Source organism: Pseudomonas sp. GZJR-8, assembly GCF_002916705.1.
Lineage (GTDB): Bacteria > Pseudomonadota > Gammaproteobacteria > Pseudomonadales > Pseudomonadaceae > Aquipseudomonas > Aquipseudomonas synxantha_A.
In genome coordinates, this window is sequence record NZ_JXSI01000005.1 from 359,608 (window position 1) to 386,150 (window position 26,543).

16 protein-coding genes are annotated in these 26,543 nt (G+C 61.1%); 9 read left to right on the forward strand and 7 right to left on the reverse strand.

Going from position 1 to position 26,543, the window contains the following annotated elements; translation table 11 throughout:
- Nucleotides 1-18: 18 nt before the first annotated feature.
- Nucleotides 19-2,790: a winged helix-turn-helix domain-containing protein gene (locus TK42_RS13300; protein ID WP_103734405.1), complete on the forward strand. Its 2,772-nt coding sequence runs from the start codon at nucleotides 19-21 to the stop codon at nucleotides 2,788-2,790.
- On the opposite strand, the gene TK42_RS13305 is transcribed toward TK42_RS13300, so the two are convergent.
- Together TK42_RS13305 and TK42_RS13310 are read right to left on the reverse strand one after the other, a co-directional pair.
- Complete coding sequence (locus tag TK42_RS13305) at nucleotides 2,737-4,242, reverse strand: winged helix-turn-helix domain-containing protein (protein WP_103734406.1); 1,506 nt, start codon at nucleotides 4,240-4,242, stop codon at nucleotides 2,737-2,739. The two genes, TK42_RS13300 and TK42_RS13305, sit on opposite strands and share 54 nt — an antisense overlap.
- Nucleotides 4,243-4,337: 95 nt before the next feature.
- Nucleotides 4,338-5,288, reverse strand: coding sequence for a GlxA family transcriptional regulator (locus tag TK42_RS13310; RefSeq protein ID WP_103734407.1), 951 nt, complete (start codon nucleotides 5,286-5,288; stop codon nucleotides 4,338-4,340).
- A gap of 181 nt (nucleotides 5,289-5,469) precedes the next feature.
- Between TK42_RS13310 and TK42_RS13315 the strand changes: the two genes are divergently transcribed.
- Nucleotides 5,470-6,192: a pirin family protein gene (locus TK42_RS13315; protein WP_005787654.1), complete on the forward strand. Its 723-nt coding sequence runs from the start codon at nucleotides 5,470-5,472 to the stop codon at nucleotides 6,190-6,192.
- A gap of 145 nt (nucleotides 6,193-6,337) precedes the next feature.
- On the forward strand, nucleotides 6,338-6,646 hold the full coding sequence (locus TK42_RS13320) for a hypothetical protein (RefSeq protein WP_103734408.1): 309 nt from the start codon (nucleotides 6,338-6,340) through the stop codon (nucleotides 6,644-6,646).
- A gap of 126 nt (nucleotides 6,647-6,772) precedes the next feature.
- Here the strand turns inward: TK42_RS13320 and TK42_RS13325 are convergent, their stop codons facing one another.
- Entirely contained in the window at nucleotides 6,773-7,732 is a 960-nt protein-coding gene (locus tag TK42_RS13325; protein ID WP_103734409.1) for a GlxA family transcriptional regulator, read from the reverse strand.
- 109 nt (nucleotides 7,733-7,841) lie between these two features.
- Here TK42_RS13325 and TK42_RS13330 point away from each other — a divergent pair, with 109 nt between their 5' ends.
- Entirely contained in the window at nucleotides 7,842-8,384 is a 543-nt protein-coding gene (locus TK42_RS13330) for an acyl-CoA thioesterase (RefSeq protein WP_032876284.1), read from the forward strand.
- 6 nt (nucleotides 8,385-8,390) lie between these two features.
- Here the strand turns inward: TK42_RS13330 and TK42_RS13335 are convergent, their stop codons facing one another.
- Together TK42_RS13335 and TK42_RS13340 are read right to left on the reverse strand one after the other, a co-directional pair.
- Nucleotides 8,391-9,743 carry a Fic family protein gene (locus TK42_RS13335; protein WP_103734410.1) on the reverse strand — a complete coding sequence of 451 codons (1,353 nt, stop codon included), beginning with the start codon at nucleotides 9,741-9,743 and terminating at the stop codon, nucleotides 8,391-8,393.
- Nucleotides 9,744-9,817: 74 nt separating this feature from the next.
- Nucleotides 9,818-11,446 (reverse strand): PvdJ/PvdD/PvdP-like protein, encoded by a 1,629-nt coding sequence (locus tag TK42_RS13340; protein ID WP_103734411.1) that lies wholly within the window; start codon nucleotides 11,444-11,446, stop codon nucleotides 9,818-9,820.
- A gap of 142 nt (nucleotides 11,447-11,588) precedes the next feature.
- Here TK42_RS13340 and pvdM point away from each other — a divergent pair, with 142 nt between their 5' ends.
- The 3 genes from pvdM to TK42_RS13355 are packed head-to-tail and all read left to right on the forward strand — an operon-like array spanning nucleotide 11,589 to nucleotide 15,126.
- Nucleotides 11,589-12,938 (forward strand): pyoverdine-tailoring dipeptidase-like protein PvdM, encoded by a 1,350-nt coding sequence (pvdM, locus tag TK42_RS13345; protein WP_103734412.1) that lies wholly within the window; start codon nucleotides 11,589-11,591, stop codon nucleotides 12,936-12,938.
- Between the two features lie 18 nt (nucleotides 12,939-12,956).
- Nucleotides 12,957-14,225, forward strand: a complete 1,269-nt coding sequence (locus TK42_RS13350) for an aminotransferase class V-fold PLP-dependent enzyme (RefSeq protein ID WP_103734413.1) — start codon at nucleotides 12,957-12,959, stop codon at nucleotides 14,223-14,225.
- Between the two features lie 28 nt (nucleotides 14,226-14,253).
- Complete coding sequence (locus TK42_RS13355) at nucleotides 14,254-15,126, forward strand: formylglycine-generating enzyme family protein (protein WP_103734414.1); 873 nt, start codon at nucleotides 14,254-14,256, stop codon at nucleotides 15,124-15,126.
- Nucleotides 15,127-15,247: 121 nt separating this feature from the next.
- On the opposite strand, the gene TK42_RS13360 is transcribed toward TK42_RS13355, so the two are convergent.
- Nucleotides 15,248-16,075, reverse strand: coding sequence for a N(5)-hydroxyornithine transformylase PvdF (locus tag TK42_RS13360; protein ID WP_103734415.1), 828 nt, complete (start codon nucleotides 16,073-16,075; stop codon nucleotides 15,248-15,250).
- A 202-nt stretch (nucleotides 16,076-16,277) separates the two neighbouring features.
- Between TK42_RS13360 and TK42_RS13365 the strand changes: the two genes are divergently transcribed.
- Nucleotides 16,278-17,930, forward strand: coding sequence for a cyclic peptide export ABC transporter (locus TK42_RS13365; protein ID WP_005787638.1), 1,653 nt, complete (start codon nucleotides 16,278-16,280; stop codon nucleotides 17,928-17,930).
- Nucleotides 17,931-18,047: 117 nt separating this feature from the next.
- Nucleotides 18,048-20,489: a TonB-dependent siderophore receptor gene (locus TK42_RS13370; RefSeq protein WP_032876307.1), complete on the forward strand. Its 2,442-nt coding sequence runs from the start codon at nucleotides 18,048-18,050 to the stop codon at nucleotides 20,487-20,489.
- 174 nt (nucleotides 20,490-20,663) lie between these two features.
- Here the strand turns inward: TK42_RS13370 and TK42_RS13375 are convergent.
- A partial coding sequence (locus tag TK42_RS13375) for a non-ribosomal peptide synthetase (protein WP_146097876.1) occupies nucleotides 20,664-26,543 on the reverse strand: 5,880 nt, incomplete at its 5' end.

Sequence of the window (26,543 nt, forward strand, 5' to 3'; positions counted from 1 at the left end):
TCCATAACCTGGGCAACCATGACAGACCTGAGCGACCAGGCCGTGCACTTCGGCCCCTACTGCATCCACCCGCGCCAGCGCCTGGTGCTGGAGGCCGGTCGCCCGTTGCGCCTGGGGCGGCGGGCGGTGGATATCCTGCTGATCCTGCTGGAGCAAGCCGGCAATGTGGTGAGCAAGCAGGAGCTGATCGCGCGGGTCTGGCCCACAAGCGTGGTGGAAGACGGCAACCTGCGGGTACACATGGCGGCGTTGCGCAAGGCGCTGGGTGACGGCCAGGCCGGGCAGCGCTATATCGTCACAGTCGCCCAGCGCGGCTACAGCTTTGTTGCGCCACTGAGCATCGAACCGATGACGCTACCCACTGACGGCGCCCCCCAGCGCCCGCGCCATAACCTGCCGCTGCGACGCACGCGAATGATCGGCCGCCAGGCCCTGATCGACGCGCTGGTGCAGCAACTGCCGCAGCAACGCTTCATCACCCTGACCGGCGCCGGTGGCATCGGCAAGACCACCGTGGCCCTGCGTGTCGCCGAATTGCTGATCGGGCATTACCGCGATGGGATTCATCTGCTGGACCTGGCGCCGCTGAGCGCCGCATCGATGATCCTGCCCAATCTCGCCGCCCTGCTCGGCCTCACTCCCGGCGAAAATGCGCCACTGGTCAGCTTCGCCCGCAGCCTGCAGGCGCGCCAGATGCTGCTGGTGATCGATAATTGCGAACACCTGCTCGACGACATTGCCCTGATCAGCGAAACCCTGTTGCGCCATGCGCCGCACCTGCACATTCTCAGCACCAGCCGCGAAGCCCTGCGCGCCGAGGGTGAACATGTACAACGCCTCGAACCGCTGGCCTGCCCGCCCGCCACCGGCAACCGTGCCCAGGCCCTGGGTTACCCGGCCATGCAGTTGCTGATCGAGCGGGCGATGTCTCATCAGGACAGCTTTGCCCTCAGCGAAGCCGAACTGCCGTTGGCAATCGATATTTGTCAGCGCCTGGACGGCATTCCCCTGGCGATCGAACTGGTCGCCGCGCAGATCGAACGCTTTGGCTTGCAGGGGCTGCTGGTGCAGATGGAGGACAACTTCCGTCTGCTGACCCGCGGGCGACGCAGTGCCCTGCCCCGCCAGCAAACCCTGCGAGCTACGCTCGACTGGAGTTTTGACCTGCTCACCGAATGCGAAAAAATCTGCCTGCGCCGGCTCGCGGTGTTTCGCGGTGGTTTCAGCCTGGTCAGCGCGGCGGCGGTGATCGCCGGGGAAAACATTGCCCCTTCCCAGGTGCTGGGCTCCATCACGCAACTGGTGGCCAAGTCGCTGTTGAACGTGGAAGCCAGCGATGACGAGATGGTTTATCGCCTGCTGGATATTACCCGCACCTATGCCCTGGAAAAGCTCAGCCAGGCCGGCGAGCTGCACGCCACTCGCGAACGCCACGCCGCCAGGTGCCTGGCGCTGATGGAACAGGCGCAAGGCGACTGGGAACTGATCGCCACGCAGCCCTGGCTCGACCGTTACGCACCGCTGCGCGAGGACGTGCGCGCCGCACTCGACTGGAGCTTTACCGAGGAAAACGAGCACCTGTTGGCCATTCGCCTGACGGTCAGTGCGATGCCGCTGTGGCAGGAGCTGTCGTTACTGCGCGAGCACGGCGGTTATGTGCACAAGGCGCTGGCGCTGATTGATCAGGTCAAGGCCCCTTGCACCCAATTGACCCTGCAATTGCAGTTGGCTTTGGGCAGTCTTTCGTACCATGCCTTGGGCCCCGCGCCCCAGACCGTCGCAGCCTTCGTGGGTGCCGCACGCCTGGCCGAAATGAATCAGGACCTGGCCGGCCAGTTGCGTGCGGTCTCAGGCCATATGGCCGTGAACCTGTGTGCCGGACGCTATGCCGAGGCGCTGGAGCAAAGCGTACAGTTCGAGCGCCTCGACCCGCGCACCGAACCGCTGCTGGGCCTCAGCGTCCAACGCTTGCGCGCGCTGGGCCAGCACTACATGGGCAATCAGCCGCTTGCTCGTCACCATGCCGAGCAGGTGCTGCAGCGCATGACCCACAGTGGCCACGTGAACCGCTTCGCCCATGGCGTGGGCGTGCAGTACGACCAAAACGTCGCGTCCCTGACCATCTTGGCGAGAATTCTGTGGCTACAAGGCTTTCCCGAGCGCGCCTGGCGCACCGCCAGCCAGGCGCTGGAGCTGGCGCTGCAGATCAATCACGGCACATCGATTTGCTACACCCTGGCGTTGGCCAGCGTGGTAATCGCCCGCTACAACGGCGCCGAAGACGACGCACACGCGTTGCAAACGCTGCTGCTGGAGCAATCCCACAAGCATTCAGTGCAACTGTTCCAGACCTGGGCCGGGCATTACGCCGGCATCCTGGGTGACAACCATTTGCAGGGTCTGGGACTGATCGAGGATACCTTGATCACACTCGGCTCCCGTGAAGCCGACGCGGCCGCCATCGAAAGGGCACACAGTGGCGCTGCCGGCTGGTGCGCCGCGGAAATTCTGCGGGTGCGCGCCGAACAGTTGGCGCGTCAAGGTGATATGCGCGTCGCTGAAGCCCTCTTGCTCCAGGCCCTTGGCCTGGCGCGCCAGCAAGGCGCGCTCGCCTGGGAGCTGCGATGTGCGCACTCCCTGGCGCAACTGTGGCAACAGCAAGGGCGCAGCCTGGCTGCCAGGAACCTGCTGAGCCCGATCCACGCGCAATTTACCGAAGGCTTCGCTACCCAGGACTTAATGCGCGTGCGCGGCCTGCTCGACCAGTTGCAAGACAAACGGCCGGCCTGAAAACGCATCCAGGCAGTCTCCATAACCTTGCTGCAACCGCTGCACCTGGTCCGGATCACGCAATTGTGCCAAAGCATAGCTGCGCACGCAGTTGAGCAACCGGTAGCGCCGCGGGCCAAACCCAGGCTCGATGACCAGCAGCGAGGTATTGACCAGACGCGCCAACAGATAAGTCAGGTCGGCGTGCTCAAGCTCGGTACCGCGTACCATCTCACTCAACGTGGGCAAGCTCACCGCCATCTTGAACAAGCCCAACTGCAAGAACAGCCAGCACTGCGGCAGGCTCAGACGCTCGTAGCTCCAATCCAGGGCAGCGGTGATTGAACGATGGTGCTCTACCGCTGTGCGGCGACCGCGCGTCAGCCCCTGCAGGCCGCTGCGCAACTGCTGCTGCACTGCGCCGATGCCCAGCGCATCGACCTGGGCGGCCGCCAGTTCGAGGGCCAATGGGATACCGTCCAGGCGTCGACAAATATCGCGCAACGGCGCCAGGTCCTGCGGCCGCAACACAAAATCCTGCTGGCTGGCGCGGGCGCGGGCGACAAACAGCTGCACTGCGGGCCACGCCATGGCCTGCTCGATACTGCGGCACACCGACAGTGAAGGCAGTGCCAGCGCAGGTACACGCAACACCCACTCGCCGGGCGCCAGCAAGGGTTCGCGGCTGCTGATCAGGATACTCACCTCGGGCGCTCTTTCGCGCAGTGTGCGCACCAGCTTTCGACAGGCGCCGAGCAACAGGTCGGCACCGTCGAGCACCAGTAGCAGTTGGCGCGAGGCCAACTGGCGAGACACCTCATCGAGGCTGTCAGTGGGATTGAACTGCATGACCGTGGCAACGCTGGCAAGCAGTTCGCCAAGGGTTTGCATCTGGGTCAGGTCGAGCCACCACACCCCGTCGCGATAGCGCGACAACACGCGTTCGGCCAGGACCAGGGCCAGCGTACTTTTGCCGACGCCGGCCACACCGGTGAGGGTCAGCAAGCGTTGCCCGGACAAGCGCCGCGCCAGCAGGCTCACCAGCTCTTCGCGACCGAACACCGGGCTGAGCCGGGCAGCCAGGTTATGCGCGGCCGGCAGCGTCGGCACAGTGGCTTGCACGGGGCCAATGAAGCAATAACCACGCTGGGGGTGATTGAGGATCAGGCGTTGTCCGTCCAGCGCCCGGCGCAACGCGGCAATATGCACGCGCAGGTTATTGTCTTCGACGACGCTGTTGGGCCAGACCCGTTCGATCAAGGTGGCCTTGCTGATGAACTGCCCCGGCGCTTCCAGCAGTACCGTAAGAATATCCAACGCACGCCCGCCCAACGGCACCGGCCAGCCAGACTTGCTGACTAGGCGCTGTTGCCGATGAAAGGTGTAGGGGCCGAAGCTCAGCGTCGCAGAATCTTGCATGTCCGTAACTGCGCTGAAACACCCGTGCTTGAGTGCCTGCGCATCCTTTTCCATGGGCTCGGCCCTATCTTGCCAGCTAGCGATGACAGGACAATGCTGGCACGGGGAGCGATACGGACAATCGAGTGCCTCAGACGGACATTGTGTCGTTAACTGAACTGTTGTCGGTATTGGGTCGGGTTCAGGCCCAGTTTTTCACTGAACAGAAAGCGCATATGCCGCACGCTACCAAAGCCTGCGTGGAACGCCACGGTCTTGAGCGGCAGGTCGGTGGTTTCCAGCAGTTGCCGGGCACGGTCGATGCGCGCGCCCTGCAAGAACGCCATGGGCGTCATCTGCACGTCCTTGGCGAACAGTCGCGCAAAATGGCGTGCACTCATGCCGGCCAGTTCGGCCATGGACTCGATGGTAAACGGCTGATCAAGATGCGCCAGCACGTGGTTCTGCACGCGGGTGATCGCGGTTTCCTGCGGCGCTACCGCAGCCGTCATGGGGCTGAACTGGGCCTGGCCACCCTGGCGCTTCATCACCACCAGCAAGACTTTGGCCACATCCACCGCCACTTGCTTGCCATGGTCCTGGGCAACCACCGACAGGGCCAGGTCGATACCCGCAGTGACGCCGCCGGAGGTAATCAGGCGCCCGTCCTGCAAGTAAATGCGATCGGTCTCGACGATGGCGCTGGGAAAGGCCTTGATCAAGCGCTCTGTGTAGTGCCAGTGGGTCGTCACGCGGCGCGCGTCAAGCAGGCCTGCATGGCCGAGCACAAAGGCCCCGGTGCAGATCGAGCCGAAACGCCGGGCACGCGGCGCGGCGGCCTTCAGCCAAGGCAGCAACGCGGGATGGCATTCGTTATAGGCACCTGGGCCACCCGGCACCAGCAGCAGGTCATAAGCCGCCTGAGCCTGTTCCAACAGTAGATCGGTCTGGACCACCACACCATTGGATGCCCGCAACGGACCAGGCTCCGTGCCAATGGTCAGGATCTGGTAGTGATCGGCCGCCGGAAGGTAGCGGTTGGCAATCGAAAACACTTCAAGCGGCCCGGCCATGTCAAGCAGCAGGAAGTCCGGGAACAGCGCCATGGCCACGGTTTTCATAAGCGGGAAATGTCCATCGAGAAGGAGTGCGACGGGCATTATGGCACGACTTTTACTGTCAACCTGAAGTTGACAGTAATTCTATTTCCACCTTCTTAATCAATCTTTTGTTAACCATTAACCTTCTTCTCAACGCAAGCGCCCTGCATCTCGCAGCCTGCGCTCACTTGAGGACTGGACCATGCTGACCCTTCGCAAAGCTTCCGAACGCGGCGCCGCCAATCACGGTTGGTTGAAGTCGTTCCACACCTTCTCTTTCGCCAACTACTGGAACCCTAAGGAGCAGGGGTTTTCCGACCTGCTGGTGATCAATGATGACCGTGTCGCCGCGGGTAAAGGCTTCGGCCAGCACCCCCACCGCGACATGGAGATCTTCTCCTATGTGCTTGAAGGCGCACTGGAGCACAAGGACACCCTGGGCACTGGTTCGGTGATTCGCCCCGGCGATGTGCAACTGATGAGCGCCGGCAGCGGCGTGGCCCACAGCGAGTTCAACCACAGCCAGCGCCTTGGTGTGCATTTCCTGCAAATCTGGATCGTGCCCAACGAAGCCGGCGCCAAGCCACGCTATCAGCAGGAGCACTTCAGTGAAGCGCAAAAACGTGGGCGCTTGCAGTTGATCATCTCGCCGGACGGCGCCAACGGTTCGCTGAAAGTGCGTCAGGACGCGCGGGTGTATGCCGGGCTGTTCGACGCTGACGAAAGTACCCGCCTGGAGCTGGCACCGGATCGCTACGCCTACGTCCATGTGGCACGCGGCAGCGTTGAACTCAATGGTCAGCGCTTGCAGGAAGGCGACGGTGTGCGAGTGCGGGACGAGCGCCAGATCCGCCTGAGCCATGGCGAAGACGCCGAAGTGCTGGTGTTTGACCTGCGCCCCAACGAACTGCCGCAGATGCCATGACGGTCACGGTGATGGCCCCGTAAGCGGGACCATCGCTGGCATCGATAGTCACCATCAGCGCAATGAAGTTCTCTTAAAACATGCAGCGCGTAACATCAAACCCATGCCAAACGGCACCCAACTAAAGCACTCGGAGCACACCATCATGAAACGCCAAATCCTGCTTAGCCTCGCTTTCTCGGTACTCGCTGCAAACGCTTTTGCCCACCCGGTAGTCGCTGAAGGCGGTGCCGACCGGCTGATGGAAACTCGTGTTGCCGAAGGCGGCGCGGATCGCTTGCAGGAACGTGGTCTGGCCGAAGGCGGTGCTGACCGCTTGCAGGAACGTGGTCTGGCCGAAGGCAGTGCTGACCGCTTGCAGGAACGTGGTCTGGCCGAAGGTGGTGCTGACCGCTTGCAGGAACGTGGCTTGGCCGAAGGTGGTGCCGAGCGTCTGCTGAGCTCCCACGTATAACCCCGCGCTGTTTGCGGGATACCCCAAACCGGCCTGATCAGCCGGTTTTTTCGTCTGCGATTTGCTCGGCTGTCAGGTCGCCTCCGGGGGAAGTCGAATCGTCGCACCGCCCCTTCCACATTTGAGTCAGCCCTGGACGATCAGGAATTTCTTGCGATACGCCGCCGGCAACATACCCACCCGCTGCTGAAACAGGCGCCGAAACGAATTGCTGTCTTCATAGCCAACGGCATAGGTAATGCTGTCGAGCGTCATGCGCGTTGACTCAAGCATCTGCTTGGCCCGTTCCAGACGCAGGGTTTGCAGGTAGCCGATTGGCGTATGACCGGTGGCGTCCTTGAAGCGGCGCTTGAAATTACGCACGCCAAAGCCGAAGCGCCGGGCCACCTCGTCGATCACCAATGACTCGGTAAAGTGCTGCTCCAACCAGTGCTGTACGCGCAGAATCTCGCTATCCCCGTGGCTTTTGGGCAACGACCACATGGCATACACCGACTGTTCGGTGCGCCCGGTATCGATCAGCAAATATTTGCCGCAGGTATAAGCCAGTTCCGCAGAACCGAAGCGGCGGATCAGGTGCAGCATCAAATCCATCGCCGCCGTGGCGCCACCGCAGGTAATCAAGCGGTTTTCTTCGCAGAGGATCTGCCCCTCATCCAGACAGACCTGGGCATAGCGACGACGGAAGAACTTGGTAAACGCCCAATGGGTGGTGGCGCGCAAGCCCTGCAACAGGCCCGTTTCGGCCAAGAGAAACGCGGCCGTGCACATCGAGGCCAGCACTGCGCCACGACCATGCTGCTCACGCAACCAAGCGCCGTAAGCGGCAAACGTCGGCAAGACTTCCTTGAGGGTAAACAGAAAGCCTGGGATCAATACCAGGTCGGTCCGGGCCACCTGCGCCACGCTGCAATCCACCTCCAGGCGCTGGCCGCCCCATGTCACCACCGCCTGCCCATCCAGGGAAGCCAGCACCACCTCAAAGCACGGGCTATCCGCAAACAGGTTGGCCGCACTGAGTACTTCCATGGCAAGGGTGGCATTGGCGGCGGAACATCGGTCAGCCAGAAGCAAGGTAATGTGCATTTAAAAACCAGTTTGCGCTTTTCGCATGAAATAAGTCATTTGCGCACCTACCTTATCCGATTCCTCGCCTTTACAGTGCGGTCATTGTTCAACTGTCTGGCGTCTTTTCATGAATCTCTGGTTTCGATTACTGCACATGCTGTTGCGTCGCCCCTGGCGCAAACCGGTCCACGGCCTGGCCATTACGGTGGTGCGCATGAGGGTTTGGCCGTTGGACCTGGATCTGAACCGGCATGTCACCAATGGTCGTTATTTCACCCTGGCAGATGTGGCGCGCATGGATTTTGTGTTGCGCACGGGTGCCTTTCGCGTAGCGCTGCGCCACAAGGCAGTGCCGATCGTAGGCGATACCTGGGGCAAGTTTCGCCGCGAGTTGAAGCTGTTCGAGGTATTTGAAGTGCACACCCGAATGCTCGGCTGGGACCACAAGTGGAGCCTGATGGAGCACCGCTTCGTCAGCCATGGCCGAGTGATTGGCGTGGTGGTGATCCGTGGAGTGTTCCGCGGCGCCAAGGGCAACGTGCCGCCGTCGGATTTCGTGCGCGAACTGGGTCTGGAAGAGACTTCGCCGCCTATGCCCCAATGGCTCAGCGACTGGGCGCGCAGTTGCGATCAGATGAGTGCGCAACTGCGGGCAGAGGAGCAAGATTGAAAAACCCTAGCTTTTCGGCTTCAGCTTCTTCAAGTTGGCTTGACCATCCTCTCTGGCAACGTACAAGAAACTCTTGCCTTCCTGCACTTTGAACAGCACCTTCATGCCGGCCAGCCTCTCCAGGTCCTTGCGTGCGGTGTTTTCCGAAATGTCATAGTCGTGCGTGAGTTCCTTGGGCGTAAAGATGCGCCCAGGGTGGTGGAGCACTTTTTTCAAGAAATGCCCTTGTCGGTAATTCAGCTCAGCCTGCAATCCAAGCGTACCCAGCCAGCCCATCAGTTCCACGGCTTCTTTACGTTTGCTTTCAAAGTACGCCATGAATTCGTTAATGGCGCGCTCGATAACCCTTAATTGATAAATGACGAAATAGGTCAAATCAAAAGCGTCGGTTTCCGTATGAACATATGAGCGCCCATATTGCATGGGTGCCTCCTTGAGCAGTGTGCTGATGGAGATGTACTCAAAGGGCCAGTAACCGCTTTTGAGCATGAACCAGTAAAATAAACACCGCGCAGTGCGCCCGTTGCCGTCCCTGAATGGGTGCTCATAACCGAGCATGAAGTGCAGGATGATCGCCTTCACCACGGGATGGATAAAATGCCTGCCGGCTTGGCCGTCATGTCGGTCATTTGCAAACCGGCAAAGCGCTTCGAGCCTGTCCGGCAGCAGCGCTGCCTGAGGAGGTTGGTGAACGACTTCTCCCGCAGCCCCGCCCACAAAAATATCGTCAGCGATTCTAAGCTGCCCAGGATGAGCGTCGCCCTCTTCAATCCCCGCCGTAGCGATGCCGTGAAACTCGCAGATCAGCGCGATAGAGAGGTTTGCATCCTTGCTGTATTTGGCCCGCTTCATCAGATGATAGTTGTTCAGGATCATCCGCTCATCGTCATTCTGCGGCGTGCGCTCCTTGGCCAACATGTCCTTGGCGATCTTGCGAGTGGTAGCAGCGCCTTCCAACTGGGCACTGGAGATTGCCTCCTCCATCATCAATGAATCGACCAGATACTGAGTGTTGTCGCGGTATTGAGGAGAGGAAGCAGTCGCCCCTCCTAGCCTGGACGTGACTGACTCCACGGCATGAATCACCGCGTCGCAAAAATCAGTGGTGTACAGGAAAAAAGGCCTGCCGCATTCACTGCGCAGCTCCAAGGTTTTGCTCGCACACGCACGGGACATTTTGATAGCGGCCCACGCTGCCTCTTTGTTGAGGCCCGGTGCGGGATAACGGCGAAACTCATCCCAGTGCAAATACCTACCTTTGTCGTCGATCGCCTTGAAAGTGCGAGCCAGCTCGAAAATTTCCAGGCCGTGGCGTTTTAATAACACCTCGAAATCAACCGGTTTCTGGATCTTAGCCATGGCCGAAACTCAATTTATTAAAATTGAGTTGATCGTTGCGTACGGACCTGAAGGTGTCAAGGTCTACCGCGCAGTCATGTCTCGCGCTTGACCTTCAAATGCCGCGCATACCAAGGCCGCCGCGGTACGCGTTTGAACAACCCCTTGAGCAGGTCCTCATCGGCGCCGAAGGTAATACGCAGGGCCAGTTTCATGATTTCCGGGTCCATTTCCATCGAGCGACCCTGCTGCAAGCCCGGCGTGGTGCTGCAACCGTGGGTGTCCGGGCCCAGCCAGGGGTCGCCCACTTCAACCCAACGCCCCGGCGCAAACCAGGCCACACCGTTGACTTCAAGGCGACGCACTTCGCCCGGGTTGAAACGCTCGTGGGCGCGGAACCAGTCTTCGATACGGTCATCGATCCAGCCGTGGAAGTGCCAGAACACCGGATTGACGTGGGATGAAAACGGATCGCCAAGAAAGTCATTCTCCGGCGCATACCAGCGTGCCGAGAAGTCTGCTGGGTCACGGGCGAACGGCACAGGTGCGCCGTTGGACGGGTCGCGGGGCACCGAGGCCCAGCGCATGTGCAGCCAGTCGTGCAGGCCCAGCTCCATCTCCGAGCCCAACTGGCCCAGTGTCAACTTGGCCAGGTAGCGCGGGTCGCGGTATTGGGATTCCCAGACCTGGAAGTTGCTGTGGTAGGTCTCGGCCGCCTTGATATCACTGACCCACTGGGTGTAGTCGGCGTCGTCCGGCGCCGACCAACAGGGCGGCAGCGCGAAGCCGTCGTGGTTGTCGAAGTAGCGCACAAAGCCCAGGCGATCACGCTCCAGCGCCGGTTGCGGCGCGGGGAATTGCGGCCACGACGGCAGGCCTTGCATGGAGCGCGCAGTACCGAGCATATGCCGGTGCATGAAGAAGAAGTCGATGCCCGAGCCATTGCGATCCTTGCGTTTGCCGCGGGCATCGCGCTCCTGGCCACGGGGCCCCGGTTGCCAGCCGATGCCACGCAGGGCCTCGCGTTTTTCTTCGGAGAGCTTGTGCCACTGGTCACGCGTGGCGTGCCACAGTTGGTGAAACAGGCGATGTTCGGGAGAAACCAGCCAGGCCAGCAACGTGGGATTCAGACCGATGCGTTGTCGTGCCTCGGGGAACAGCTGTTTGTGCGCGATGAAACGATTGTCGCGCTCGATCAACGCCAGGGGGCGATCGAGGTCGAGGATTTGCCCGCTGAGCGTGGCGCTGCCGGCATTGCCGAAGTCGGCCCAGACTTCATCCAGGGTCATCTTGAACTCATAGGTCGGCACACCGCCGACTGAGTCGCGGTCGATCAACCGCCAATAGAGCACGGCTCCCTCGCCCGTCAGCAGGTCGCCCAAGACTCGATAGCGTGGCTCGCCGTCGGCACGCAGGTTCTCGGCGGTGTCCAGGTAACCCCGCAGCCCCCGGCCACGAGGGGCGATGTCGAGCAGCAGCTCCAGGCCGTGCAACGGCAAACCCGCAAGGCCGGCATCGCGCCCTGCCAGGCGCAGGCTCCAGACGCCGCGCAGGGTGTTCGCCAGGTGCTGGCCCTGGGTGTCGGCCAGGTCCACCGTGGCTTCGCCGGGGGTGATGGGGAATTCTTCTTCCCGCGTCAGCTCGCGATGGGCATAAAAGGCCGCCGGCACGGCCGCGCCGGTCAGCGCCAGGCCTGCGATGAACCCACGTCGAGAGATTGTCATTGGCTACCTTAGGAAACGGCTTGATCAGAGCTAGAACGTTTGCAGCCCGCTGAAATTTACCGTCGCGCCAGCGCCGCCTAAATTTCCCCCGCCAGCGCTCGTTCTTCCCTGATAGCAAAGGCCGCAACTGACTGAGATGGCAATGACAAAATCACGTTCGAAAAAGGCGTTGTATATCGGCCTGCCGTTGGCCCTGGCTATCGGCGCCGGGGCCGGCTTTCTGGTCTGGGACCAATGGTTCAAGGGCAACGCCGGATACCCGCTGGAGGTGATCAAGCAGGCCAATGAAATGCAGGATCGCCTGTTGTCGTTCGACAGCCACATCACCCTGCCCCTGGATTTCGGTACGGCAGGCAATGAAGCCGACAAGGATGGCAGCGGCCAGTTCGACCTGGCCAAGGCGGCGCGGGGCCGATTGTCGGGTGCCGCACTGACGATCTTCGGCTGGCCGGAGATCTGGAACGGCGACAACGCCCCGCACAAGCCCACCGACGGTTTTGTCGAAGAGGCCCGCCACGAGCAGGAGGTGCGCTACAAGATCATCTCCGGCATGGTGCGCGACTTTCCCAACCAGGTGGGCATCGCCTACACCCCGGACGATATGCGGCGCCTGCACGGCGAAGGCAAGTTCGCGATCTTTATCAGCATGCTCAACGCCTACCCGCTGGGCAACGACCTCAACCAGCTGGACCTGTGGGCTGCACGCGGCATGCGCATGTTCGGGTTCAGCTACATCGGCAACAACGCCTGGTCCGACTCTTCGCGCCCGCTGCCGTTTTTCAATGACTCGCCCGACGCCCTTGAAGGCCTGTCGCCGATCGGCCGGCAGGCGGTGCATCGCCTGAATGACCTGGGCGTGATCATCGATGTGTCGCAGATGTCGACCAAGGCCCTGGAACAAGTCGCGCAGTTGAGCCGCACGCCGATAGTGGCATCCCACTCGGCGCCTCGGGCGTCGGTGGATATCCCGCGCAACCTCAGCGACAAAGAACTGCAACTGATCAAGAACAGCGGCGGCGTGGTGCAGGTGGTGGGCTTCCCCGCGTACCTGCGCCCCTTGAGCCAGCCGACCCAGGACAAGCTCAACACCCTGCGCGCACGCTTCGACCTGCCACCACTGCCCAACCTGGCCATGGCCTTGATGCCCGGCGATGCAATCATTGCCGCCTGGCCCGAGCAACGCTTCGGCGAGTATGCCGGCGCGCTGTACGCCATCCTTGAAGAAGAACCCAAGGCCACCCTCAAGGACCTGGGAGACGCCATCGACTACACCGTGCGCAAGATCGGCATTGATCACGTCGGCATCGCTTCGGACTTCAACGACGGCGGTGGTTTGCAGGGCTGGGAGAACGTTGGCGAAGTACGCAACGTCACCGCCGAATTGATCCAGCGCGGCTACTCCGAAGCCGATATTGCCAAACTGTGGGGCGGCAACTTCCTGCGGGTGTGGGACCAGGTACAAAAAGCCGCCAAACCATTGGCCAATCGCTAACCAGCACGAAGTAAGTCCATGACCGACCGCCGTACATTTCTCAAGCAGGCCGGCGTCTTTGCCGCGAGCCTGCCACTGGGCGCCGCACTGCTGCCCGAGGCACTGGCAGCCACTACAAACGACCCATGGACGGGACTCAAACAGCTGTTCAACCAGGACCCGGACTACCTGCACTTTTCCAACTTCCTGGTGGCCTCGCACCCCAAGCCGGTGCGCGAAGCCATTGAACGCTACCGCCAGCAGATCGATCGCAACCCCGGGCTGGCCATGGACTGGGACCTGCAGGAAACCTGGAAGCGCGAAGGCCAGGTGCGCGAGTGGGCCGGCCGCTATTTGAAGGCCAAACCCGCACAGATCGCCCTCACCGGTAGCACATCCGACGGGCTGGCGATGATTTACGGCGGGATCAAGGTGCGCGCCGACCAGGAAATCCTCACCACCGTGCACGAGCACTATGCCACCGAGTTCAGCCTTGATTTCAGAGTGCGCAAGGAGCAAACCCAGGTTCGTAAAATACGCCTGTTCGAAAATGCCAATCGAGTATCGGCCGACGAGGTGCTGAGCAATATCCAGCGCAATATCCGCCCCAACACACGCGTATTGGGCATGACGTGGGTGCAGTCGGGCAGCGGCGTGAAATTGCCCATCGGCGAGATCGGCAAGCTGGTGGACGAACACAACCGCAACCGCGACGAGCCGGACCGCATTCTCTATGTGGTCGACGGCGTGCACGGCTTCGGCGTCGAGAACCTCGACTTCCCGGACATGCACTGCGACTTCTTTATATCAGGCACCCACAAGTGGATGTTCGGCCCGCGCGGCACCGGCCTGGTGTGCGCCCGCGAGACCGAAAACAAATACGTCACACCGATGATACCGACCTTCTCGGAAGACAAGGACTTCGCCACGACCATGACACCCGGTGGCTACCACGCCTTCGAACATCGCTGGGCCGCCGACGAAGCCTTCAAGTTGCACCTGCAGTTGGGCAAGGCGCCGGTACAGGCACGCATCCATGCGCTCAATACCGAACTGAAAGACCAGTTGCTGGCTCACTCGCAGATCGAACTGGTCACACCACGCAGCCCCGAGCTGTCGGCGGGCTTCACCTTCTTTCGGGTCAAGGGCCAAAACAGCGATGCAGTTGCGGCCCACCTGATGAAAAACCGCGTGGTGGTGGACGCGGTAGACCGTGACGTCGGCCCGGTCATTCGTACCTCGCCCGGCCTGCTCAACAACTCGGCCGAGATCCAGCGCTTCATGACCTTGCTGAGCCAGCGGTTATGACCTTTTTCCCTTTGAACGAGATGCCCACATGACTCCATCCCGACTCAAACCCCTGACCGCCCTGGCGCTCACCGCCCTGTGTAGCGCCCTGCTGCCCAACCTGGCCCAGGCTGCCGCCCCGCAGCCGGGCAAGGTCTTCAAGGACTGCAAGGACTGCCCCGAGATGGTGGTGCTGCCCGCCGGCACCTTCACCATGGGCACCCCGGAAGATGAAGTGGGGCGCGAGCCCGATGAAGGCCCGATGCATGAGGTGACCTTCGCCAAGCCGTTCGCCATGAGCCGTTTCCACATCACCGCCGGCGAATGGGACAGTTACGTGCGCCAGACCGGCGTGAAGATCGCCAACGGCGACGACCGCCCCGGCCGCGAATGTATCGCCAGCAAGCCGCGCTACCCCCAGGGCCCACGCCAGCCGGCAGTGTGCATGGACATGGACGACATCAAGCAATACGTGAGTTGGTTGTCGAAGAAGACCGGACACACGTACCACATGGTCAGCGAAGCCCAGCGTGAATACGCCGCGCGCGCCGGTACCACCGGACCGTTCCCCTTTCCGTTCGACGAGGGCAAGGGCTACAGCATCGCCAAGCACGCCAACACCTACGGCCCGGCGGACGGCTATAGCTATTCGTCGCCGGTCGGCAGCTACCCGCCGAATGCGTTCGGGATGTATGACATGCACGGCAATGTGTATGAGCGGGTAGCCGATTGCGAGCACCCGAACTACGTCGGCGCACCGACTGATGGCAGTGCGTGGGTGGAGCCGAACTGTGAGGCTTATCAGATTCGCGGCAATGACTGGGGCGAGGCGCCGGTGTTTTCACGTTCGGGCAATCGCAACAACATCTATCCGCAGACGCGCGGCGACTGGATTGGGTTTCGGGTAGTGCGCGAGCTCTAAATTGTGGGAGGGGGCTTGCTCCCGATAGCGGTGTGTCAGTCCCCCATGCATTGACTGACATGCCCTCATCGGGAGCAAGCCCCCTCCCACATTTAGTTCCCATGCATCAGCAAGATTGTGCTCAGCCTTGCTTGGCCAACAGCTCCAAGCCCTCGTGCAGCGCCGGGAACAGGCTGTTATTGAAGTTGTTCCAGCGCAGTTCGAGGATAGTGTCCTCAGGCGAAATCTCTGTCTTGAGCACGTCGTGGAACACTTCACCGGAGTCGATACCGTTATCCACGTAATGGAACGATGCCCCAGTCAGGTACAGCGGCTCGCACGGCTGGGTCTGCCTGGTCGCCCAATCTACAACCACTTGCCCACGCGCACCGTACAACGCATTCCAGGTGGCATACGCCCCACGGCGCTCGTAAGGCGATTCGATGCGGGTGATGCCCGGATGAATGTTCATGATGCGCCGCGCAAACGGCGCGCCCGGACGCACCAACTCATCAAGAATCACCAGCAAACCGTCAAGTACCACGATGTCGGCCTTCAACTCCACCAGGGTGTCATGCAGGCGCCGCTCGAAATCCTGCTTGCCGGTGATATGTTCGGCGCTGCCCCGTGGCAGCCGGCGATAGGTGGATGGCACGCTCAGCAGCAGGTCATTGACCAACTTGCCCTGCACGCGCAAATCCGCCGGGTACAACCACTGGCGGCCCGGCTTGTAGGCGAAGCCATAGTCCGCTACCAACTGCTGGTCGCGCGGGTTTTGCTCATCGTCGTCATACACCACGCCCACCAGGTTGTAGACCTCGCCCAGCGGCGTGTCGTTGAGCGAGCCCACCAGAAACTCCAGCACCGACTTCATGTAGCGCTCGTGGTCCTTGTAGGCCACCGGCTGCCCGGCCTTGTCGGCAGCGGCATTTCTCAGGGACCAGACATACACCAGGTTCTTTTTCGTCATTTGTTTCGCTCTCGCTGAAAGGGCCACGCACAGCGTCGATACGCGTGCGCCTACACAACAAGAACGAACCAGGCCCCAGGCAATTTATCGCTCACTGCCACCGCCTGGCGCACCGAGCTAAATAGTCACGCCGATGCTTCGTTTGTCATGGGTAAGGGTCTGTGTGCCCAGCCCCCTCTTTTTCATTTCCCGGGAAGTATTTATGACCGACCCCAAGCGCGGCGCCTTCAAAGGTTTGCTCGCATTGCTCCGGCCCTTTCGCACCATTGTGACGGTCTCCGTCGCCCTCGGCATGGTCGGCGGCCTGGCCATCACCCTGCTGCTGGCAACCATCAACAATGCTCTGCATTCCGAGGGCGGCATGACACAGGGTGTGGTCCTGACCTTTGCCGCCTTGTGCGTGGTGGCGCTTATCAGTTCGATCATTTCCGACATCGGCACCAACTATGTCGGGCAACGGATCATTGCCGCCCTGCGCAAGGACCTGGGTGAAAAGGTGCTGTCAGCTCCGATCGGGCAGATCGAGCAGTATCGCTCCCACCGCCTGATCCCGGTGCTGACCCACGACGTGGACACCATCAGCGATTTTTCCTTTGCCTTCACACCCCTGGCCATCGCCGCCACCGTCACCCTGGGTTGCCTCGGTTACCTGGCTTACCTGTCGGTGCCGATGTTTCTGATGATGGTGGTCGCGATCATCGTCGGTAGCGCCGTGCAGTTCATTGCCGGCGGCAAAGGCATCCAGGGCTTCGACCTGGCCCGCAGCCACGAGGATGAATTGCAGCGCTATTACAATGCGATTGCCTCCGGCGCGAAGGAATTGCGCATGCACCGCCCGCGGCGGTTTCGCATGAACACCCATCGCATCCAGGAAACCGCTGACCGCATCAGCGACATCCAGGTGCGCTCGGTCAATATTTATATTCTGGCCAAGACCTTCGGCTCGATGCTGTTCTTCGTGGTCATCGGCCTGGCTTTGGCGATGCAGGCGTACAACCCCAACCCCGACCCTACGGTGATTACTGGCTTCGTGCTGGTGCTGTTGTACATGAAGGGGCCGCTGGAGCACCTGCTGGGTTACTTGCCGGTCGTGGGCAAGGCCAAGATTGCCTTTGGGCGCATCAGCGAATTGTCGGAGCGTTTTTCTTCGCCCGAGCCCCACTTGTTGATGGACGACAGTGAAGCGCCAAAGCCGCTGGTCAACAGCCTTGAACTGCGCGGCGTCAGCTACAGCCCACCAGCGGTAGAAGGCAGCCAGCCGTTCCATCTGGGGCCGATCAACCTCAGCATCAAGCAAGGCGATATCGTATTTATCGTCGGCGAAAACGGTAGCGGCAAGACCACCTTGATCAAGCTGCTGCTGGGCCTGTATCCGCCTCAGGCTGGCGAGATTGTGCTCAACGGCACAGCGGTGACCGACCCTGAACGCGACGATTATCGGCAGTTGTTCACTACGGTGTTTTCTGACTACTACCTGTTCGACGATTTGGTACAAGGCAGCGCCGCCCAGTCCCTGGACAGCGCGACCAAATACCTGGAACGCCTGGAAATCGCGCACAAGGTCAGCGTCAAGGATGGCGTGTTCAGCACCACCGACCTGTCCACCGGCCAACGCAAACGCCTGGCCCTGGTCAATGCCTGGCTGGAGGAGCGCCCGGTACTGGTGTTCGACGAATGGGCTGCCGACCAGGACCCGGCCTTTCGCCGCATCTTCTACACCGAGCTACTGCCGGACCTCAAACGCCTGGGCAAGACCATCATCGTGATCAGCCATGACGACCGTTATTTCGACATTGCCGACCAATTGGTGCGCCTGCGCGCCGGCCAGGTGGTGCATGAAATGGAGCCTGCATGATGCATCGGAATATTTTTTCCGGTTTTGCGAAGTAGGAACGTCTCACTAGTGGTAATGAGAACTAACCTCAATAAACACTTATAATTGCCCACTTAAAACACAGAAGAGAAAGCATCCATGCCAGCACGACTCGGTCTCAGCCCCCTGAGCAAAGCGCTATCCATGCGCCGGGCCCTGAACATCAACCTCTTGCCGAGTACCCTGGCGCTGGCTGTGTCGATGCCAATTGCAGGTTATGTGCAAGCCCAGGAGATCGAGCTGAATATTCCTGCACAGTCGCTGGGGAGCGCACTGCAGGAATTTGGCCGCCAGACCAATGTGCAAGTGCTGTACAGCCCGGGCGATGTACAGGGCAAGAACAGCCGCGCCGTCAAGGGCAAGATGCAGCCGCAGCAGGCCATTGACGCGTTGCTGGCTGGCAGCCAGACCACCTATAGCCTCAATGGCAATACCTTGACCGTTGCCGCCGCCAGCAGCGGTGGCGGGCTGGAGCTGAGCCCCACTGAGGTGACCGCCAACTACTTGGGCAACATCACCGAAGGTTCCGGTTCCTACACGCCGGGCACCATTGCCACGGCTACGCGCCTGACCCTGACGCCGCGGCAAACGCCGCAGTCGATCACCGTGGTCACCCGCCAGCACATCGAGGACTTCGGCCTCAACAACATGGATGACGTGATGCGCCACACCCCGGGCATCACCGTGTCAGCCTATGACTCCGACCGCACCAACTACTACTCTCGTGGTTTTTCGGTCAACAGTTTCCAGTACGACGGTATCCCGTCCACCGTGCGCAACGTTGGTTATTCGGCGGGCAACACCCTCAGCGACATGGCGATCTATGATCGTGTCGAAATCCTCAAGGGGGCCACGGGCCTGCTCAATGGCGCGGGCTCATTGGGCGCTACCATCAACCTGATCCGCAAGAAACCCACCTCGGATTTCAAGGGCCACGTCCAACTGGGCGCGGGCTCCTGGGACAACTACCGCAGCGAAGTGGATGTCAGCGGCCCGTTGACCGACAGCGGCAATGTCCGTGGGCGTGCCGTGGCGGCGTACCAGGACAAAAAGTCCTTCATGGACCACTACTCGCGCAAGACCGAAACCTATTACGGCATCACCGAATTCGACCTGTCCCCGGACACCATGCTGACGGTGGGCTTCGATTACCAGGACAACATTCCGCAGGGGTCGAGCTGGTCCGGGTCCTTCCCGCTGGTCAACTCCAACGGCAGCATCAACAAGATGCCCCGCTCGTATAACAACGGCACCACCTGGAGTTCCTGGGAGCAGAACACCCGTACCGCCTTCGCCATGCTCGAACATGACATGGGTGACGGCTGGGTCACCAAATTCCAGCTAGACCACAAGATCAACAGCTACCATGCCGACCTGGGTTCGATTCAATTCGTCCAGCCAGCAGCCGATGGCACCGCCGAGATTAATGGCCAGAAATACACCGGAGAGACCAAGAGCACCTCGGCTGACCTCTACGCCACCGGGCCGTTCAGCCTGTTTGGCCGCGAACATGAACTGGTGGTGGGTGGCTCCATCGGCACCTCGCGCTGGCAAGGCAAGGGCTACTGGACGCCGGAATGGCCAGGCGGTAACAAGGTCGACTTCTATAACTGGAACGGCCATATCGCCAAGCCGATCTACGGCCCGGCCCAACAGCACATCGATGACACCATCCGCCAGACCGGCTACTACCTGACCGCACGCTTTAACGTGATAGACGACCTGAACGTGATCCTGGGTGGGCGCGTGGCCAACTATCACGTCACCGGCAACAATCCTTCCTACAAGGAAACGGGTCGCTTTATTCCCTACGCCGGCGTGATCTACGACCTCAACGACAACTTCTCGGTATACGCCAGCTACACCGATATTTTCCAACCCCAGGAAAGCACCTATAAGGACCGCAACGAAAAACTGCTGGAACCGGACGAAGGACAGAACTACGAGTTGGGCCTGAAAGGCGAGTTTTTCGACGGCCGTCTCAACACCAGCATCGCTTACTTCGAAGTGCATGAGACCAACCGCCCGATCTCGGACGATGCCTATAACAACCAAGTACCAGCCCCGCAAAACTGGGCGTTCAAGGGCTCCAAAGCCGTCACCAAGGGATATGAAGCAGAGATCTCCGGTGAGTTGAGCCCAGGCTGGCAACTGCAGGGTGGCTACACCCACAAGATCGTACGAGACGAAGACGACAAGAAGCTCTCTACCTTCGAGCCCGAGCATCAGGTCAACCTGAATACCACCTACAAGCTCAAGGGCGACCTGGACAAGTTCACCATCGGTGGCGGGGTACGCTGGCAGACCAAGGGCTGGAACTCAATCTGGAACGAGCCGCTCAAGCAAGATCAGGACATCACCCAGGAATCCTACTGGTTGGTGGACTTGATGACTCGCTACCAGGTCACCAAGAACCTTTCGGCCACCGTCAACTTCAACAATATCTTCGACAAGTCCTACTACAGCAACGTGGGCTTCTATAATTCGGCCGCCTACGGCGAGCCGCGCAACGTGATGGTCAGCACCCGCTGGGACTTCTGATCGCACCCCTTGATCGACCGCACGCCCGGTGAGAGTTGAACGCTCACCGGGCGTTTTTTTTTCGTACGAAAATAGTCTGTGGCTGCTTCATTGATCGGCATCAGCCAAAAAGACTATGCCGCTCACCCACAAAAAACCCGGATACAGGATCCGGGCTTCTCGTAAAGCGGCGGTTTACCTCATCGCATCCACCAAACTGCTGATGAACACCGCGCTGTCGATGATGCCGTCATGATCAGTATCAATCATCACCGAGCGCTCGATACGCCCCTGGCTGATCACCGTCGCCATCTGCTGCTCAATCACGTCCTTGAATCGCCCTGCCCGGCTCTTGGCTGCCCACCAGCAACTGATGGGAGCCTTGATCGGCTTGAAGTCAGCCTGCAGCAAGCGCTCACTCAGTGCCCGGTCAACGTCCCAGGATATCTGCGCCTCATTGCCACGCAGCAGTTCCTCTTTGACGGCAGTAAATGCTTCGCCCAAGGTCTGTTCAGCCCAGCTCACGAATCCCAGCCATTGCTGCGCTTCATCCTCGGTATCCCGCCGGCATTGCTGCCAGGCACCCTGGATGGACTCGGCAAATTCGGGGAACATCACCCCCAACAAGGCGGCACGGCGCTCATTGGCTGAGACTTCGAGGTCGTCCTCGACCTCCACAGCATCCCAGTAGGGTTTGACCCACTGCGGCGGCGCAGCGTCGATCCAGCCTACAAACTCAACCTCGCGGCCGGCTTGCTCCAGGCCGTAGGCCACTTCCATGGCCAGATTACCGCCCAACGACCAGCCGGCCAGGCGGAACGCGCCATGGGGTTGGGCCGCCAACAATTGCGCGGTGTAATCCTCGACCATCACCTGCCAATGCGGCACCGCGGCGCCGTCTTCAGCCAATGCGCGACACATTACCCCGTACACCGGGCGCTGCTCACGCAGGGCCAGAGCAATCGCGGTGTAGCAATGCACCGAGCCGAAGCTTGGGTGGAACATGAACAACGGCGTGCCTTGCGTCTGCTGGTTAAGCTTGACGATCAACGACGCTCGGCTATCGCCCTGCAAGCACTTGACCTGCCCCGCCACGGTGGGGTTAAGCATCAATTGGCTGACGGACAGGTTCACGCCGCTGACCTTGCGAATCCGCTCCTTGAGCATCAGCACCCGCAGCGAATGGCCGCCGAGTTCGAAGAAATTGTCGCGAAGCCCCACACGCTCCACTTCCAGAACCTCGCGCCAGATCGCCGCGATCTGCTGCTCGATCTCGGTGACAGGTGCCTGGTGTTGCTCAGCGCTCTGAGCCTCAGGCTTGGGCAGTGCCTTACGGTCCAACTTGCCGTTCGGGCTCAGCGGCATCTGCGTCAGCACCACCCACTGCGCCGGGACCATGTAGTCCGGCAACTGCGCGGCCAGGTACGCAACCACCGCCGCTTTCCAATCCTCAAGCGGCTGTTGCAGCACCAGGTAACCCACCAGGTGCGTGCCGTCCACCGCCAGCACTGCGGCTTCGCGGATACTGTCGAGCTCCAGCAGGCGCGCTTCGATTTCTCCCAACTCGATACGCAGGCCACGCAGTTTGACCTGATGGTCCATGCGCCCGGCATATTCGATCACGCCATCGTCGCGATAACGCGCCAGGTCGCCGGTGCGATACAGACGTGTGCCGCTACCGAACGGGTCAGTCACAAAACGCTCAGCGGTGAGTGCCGCGCGGCGATGGTAACCCCGCGCCAAGCCAATACCGCCCAAGTACAATTCACCCAACACGCCCACCGGTGCAGGCTCCAGATTGTCATCCAACACGTAGCAACCCAGGTTGGCAATCGGTCGGCCAATCGGCACGGCATCGCGGCCTTCCTCGACACAAGTCCAGTGGGTCACATCGATAGCCGCTTCGGTGGGACCGTACAGGTTGTACAACCCGGCGTGGGGTAACTTGGCGAACACCTGTTGCTGGGCGTCCGCGGGCAATGCCTCACCGCTGCAGACGATGCGTTGCAGGCTCTGGCACGAAGCAACTGCCGCGTCTTGCAAGAACGCTTGCAGCATGGACGGCACGAAATGCAGCGTGGTGATCTGCTGCGAGTTGATCAGGCTCACCAGCCTGGCAGGGTCACGATGATCCCCCGGCGCCGCCACCACCAGGCGGGCGCCGGTCATCAACGGCCAGAAGAACTCCCACACCGACACGTCAAAGCTGAACGGGGTTTTCTGCAATACGCTGTCGCGGGCGTCCAGACCATAGGCCTGCTGCATCCAGCACAGGCGGTTGGTCAGTGCTTTATGGCGGTTGCCGGCGCCCTTGGGTTGGCCGGTGGAACCGGATGTGTAGATCACGTAGGCGAGGTTTTCGCCATGCACGGTAATATCCGGGTTGTGGCTGCCGAACGCCTCCAACCAGGCATCGCCCTGCTCCAGCACCAGAGTGTTCACACCCGCTGGAACCGGCAGCTGCGCCAGCAGGTGGGTCTGGGTCAACAGCAGTTGTGCGCCACTGTCTTGCAGCATGTAGGCCAGGCGGTCACCGGGGTATTCAGGGTCCAGAGGCACATAGGCGCCACCGGCCTTGAGCACCGCCAACAGGCCGACCACCATTTCCACCGAGCGCTCCAGCGCCAGGCCCACCAGCACATCCGGGCCGACTCCGGCCGCCATCAAGCGGTGCGCCAGCCGGTTGGCCCGGGCGTTCAACGCGCTGTAACTCAGGGTTTGCCCGTCAAACACCAACGCCTGCGCATCCGGCGTGCGCAATACCTGAGCCTCGATCAAGCGGTGTACTGCTTGATCGAGCGGGTAGTCCACCGCCGTGGCATTCCAATCCTGCACCACCAACTGACGCTCGGCCTGCGCCAGTGACGGCAACGCGCCAAGACGTTGACTGCCATCGGTGGCCAGGGCCAGCAGCAACTGCTGGAAGTGCTCGGCCAAGCGCTGGATATGCGTTGTGCTGAAGGCCTGGCGGGCGTAATTGAATTCCAGGCCCAGTGTCTCGCCGAGGGCCAACAACACGGTCAATGGATAGTGGGTCTGCTCCAGGCTGTGCACTGCACCAAACCGCAACCCCGACGGTGCACCCTGCTCCAGCGCCTCGGACACCGGATAATTTTCAAACACCAGGATACTGTCGAACAGGGCTTCACCGCCCAGCCCGGCCCAACGCTGGATCTCGAACAGCGGCGTGTGTTCTTGCTCACGCAAGCCAACGTTCTGCTGCTGGAGCTGCTGCAACCAGTGGCTGACCGACATCTGCGCATCCGGCGTCGCCACCACGGGCAGCGTGTTAATGAACAATCCGACCTGCTGTTCAATCCCGCGAAGTTGCGCCGGACGCCCTGCCACCGTGGCGCCGAAGGCTACGGTGGCTTGCCCGGTGTGGTGATGCAACAGCAACAACCAGGCGCCTTGCACCAGGGTATTGAGGGTCACCTTGTGGCGCTGGGCAAAGGTTCTAAGCTGTTCGGTTTGCGCGGCATCCAGGCTCAAGCGATGTTCGCCATTGACCGCCAGGACCGCGTCCGCCTCAGTCTGTGCGGAACGGGACAGACGCGTAGGCTCTTGCAGGCTGGCCAGTTGGTCTTTCCAGAACGCTTGACTGGCAGCTTTATCCTGCGCCTGCAGCCAGGCGATATAGTCACGATAACGCCCGGTCGGCGCGGGCAGCGCCTCGCCCGCATACTGTTGCAGCACCTCACCGAACAGCTGCGAACCACTCCAGCCATCCATCAGGATATGGTGATTGGTGTAGATCAGGTGGTAGCTCGATACCCCCGTGCGCACCACCGTCAAGCTCAGCAACGGCGCCTGCTCCAGCACAAAGCCCTGGGCCCGTGCCGACTCGGCCAAGTCATCAAGGGCCTGGTTGCAGTCTGCACGCGTTTGCCAATCCAACTGCACAAACGGCAGGTGCGCCTGCTTGTAGACCACCTGCAAAGGCTGCTCAAGCTCCGCCTGCCAGACAACACCGCTGCGCAGGATCTCATGACGCTCCACCGCCACCTGCCATGCCTGGTGGAAGCGCGCTACGTCCAGGCCCTGCACATCAATGCGCATCTGGTTGATGTAGTCACTCGAGCCTTCGCCGTACAGCGATTGGAACAACATGCCTTGCTGCATCGGTGACAACGGGTACAGGTCTTCGACCTCGGCCACGTTCAGCGCCAGGCCATCCAACTGTGCCTGGGACAAACGCGCCAGGGGGAAGTCCGACGGCGTCACGCCTTGGTGCGTCGACTCACAGCAGTGGTCGATCAGCGCCATGAGTTCAGTTGCATATTCATCAGCCAGGCGTTGCACCGTCGCCTCATCGAACATCGCCTGGCTGAAGCTCCAGTTCAATTTCAGCTCGCCGCCAAAGACCTGGCCATTGATCTCCAGCCAGTTGCCCAAAGGCGCCTGCTGGCTTTGCTCGGCACCGCTGGCATCACCGGTCGGTGTGAACAGCCCTGGCTGTTCGCCATTGTCAAAACTGGCGTCAAACTGCCCCAGGTAGTTGAAGGTAATACGTGGGCGTGGCAAGGCCGCCAGCGCCAGTTGCGCCTCGGTATCGCCCAGGTATCGCAATGCGCCAAACCCCAGGCCCTTGTCGGGCACGACGCGCAATTGCTCCTTGATGTGTTTCAGGGAAGTACCCAGGGAGTCAGCCGGAACCAATTGCAATGGGTAAAGGCTGGTAAACCAACCGACCGTGCGGGTCAGGTCGATCTCATCGAACAGGTCTTCACGACCGTGGCCTTCCAGCCGTATCAACATCGAGGCCTCGCCGCTCCAGCGTGTGATCACCCGCGCCAGGGCGGTGAGCAGCAGGTCGTTGATCTGGGTACGGTAGGCACTCGGCGCGTCTTGCAGCAAACGTCGCGTATACGTGCCGTCCAACTGCGTGCTCACGCTCAGCGCCAGCTGATTGCTCAAGCTTGCCTGTGGATCAGCGCCGGGCAAGCCGACCGGGCTGCCTTGCAATTGCGTCTGCCACCAGGCCAGTTGGCGTTGCAGCGCAGCGCTACGGGCATAGATCTGCAAGCGTGCGGCCCAGGCGCGGGTGGCGCTGGTCTTGGCGGGCAACGCCACAGGAGCGCCCTGCGCCAGTTGCTGGTAAGCGCTTTGCAGGTCTTCAAGCAGGATGCGCCACGATACACCGTCCACCACCAAGTGATGGATTACCAGCAACAAACGCTGGGAGCCATCGGCCAACTGCGCCAACACAGCACGCACTAACGGCCCCACAGCCAGGTCGAGGCTGCGTTGGGCTTCTTCACCCAGGGCGTCCAGCTCCTCGACGTTGTTCAAGGTGGTTTGCCACAGCACCTGTTCAGCCTGGTGCTGATCGGGACCGCGGTAAGCTGCGCTCCAGCCTTGCGGCCCCTCGACGAAAGTGCTGCGCAAGGCATCGTGATGCACGATCAACGCCTGCAGTGCCGCCACCAGCAACGGCGCCTGCAACGGCTGGTGCGGTTGCAGCACCACGGACTGGTTCCAGTGGTGACGCTGGGGAATGTCATCGGCAAAGAAGCCTTGTTGCACTGGTAGCAGCAGCAACTCGCCGGTCAGGGCCGACTGGTCCAGTTGCACCGTGCCCTCGCCTTCCCGGGCGACGGTCGCCAGGCTTTGCACGGTCTGATGCTGGAACAGATCCTTGGGCGTGAAGCGCACCCCGGCCTGGCGAGCCCGGCTGACCACCTGGATCGAAATGATCGAGTCGCCACCCAATTCGAAGAAGTTGTCATGCAAGCCGACTTGCGGCAGGCGCAGCACGTCGGCCCAGATGGTGGCGATCTTCTGCTCCAACTCGCTCTGAGGTGCCACATACACCTGCTGCATCTGGCTCACATCCGGCAGCGGCAAGCCCTTGCGATCGAGCTTGCCGTTAGGGGTCAGCGGCATACGTTCGAGGAACATCAAGTGCGTCGGCACCATGTAGTCCGGCAAGCGGGATTTCAACGCGCGACGTAAGGTTTCGCGGCCGTTTGATTGAGCGACTGCGTCGTCCAGAAGTGTTGAGTCCAGCGGCACGACATAGGCCACCAGCTGCTTGCCGGTCGGGCCCTCCTGAGCCACCACCACGGTTTCACC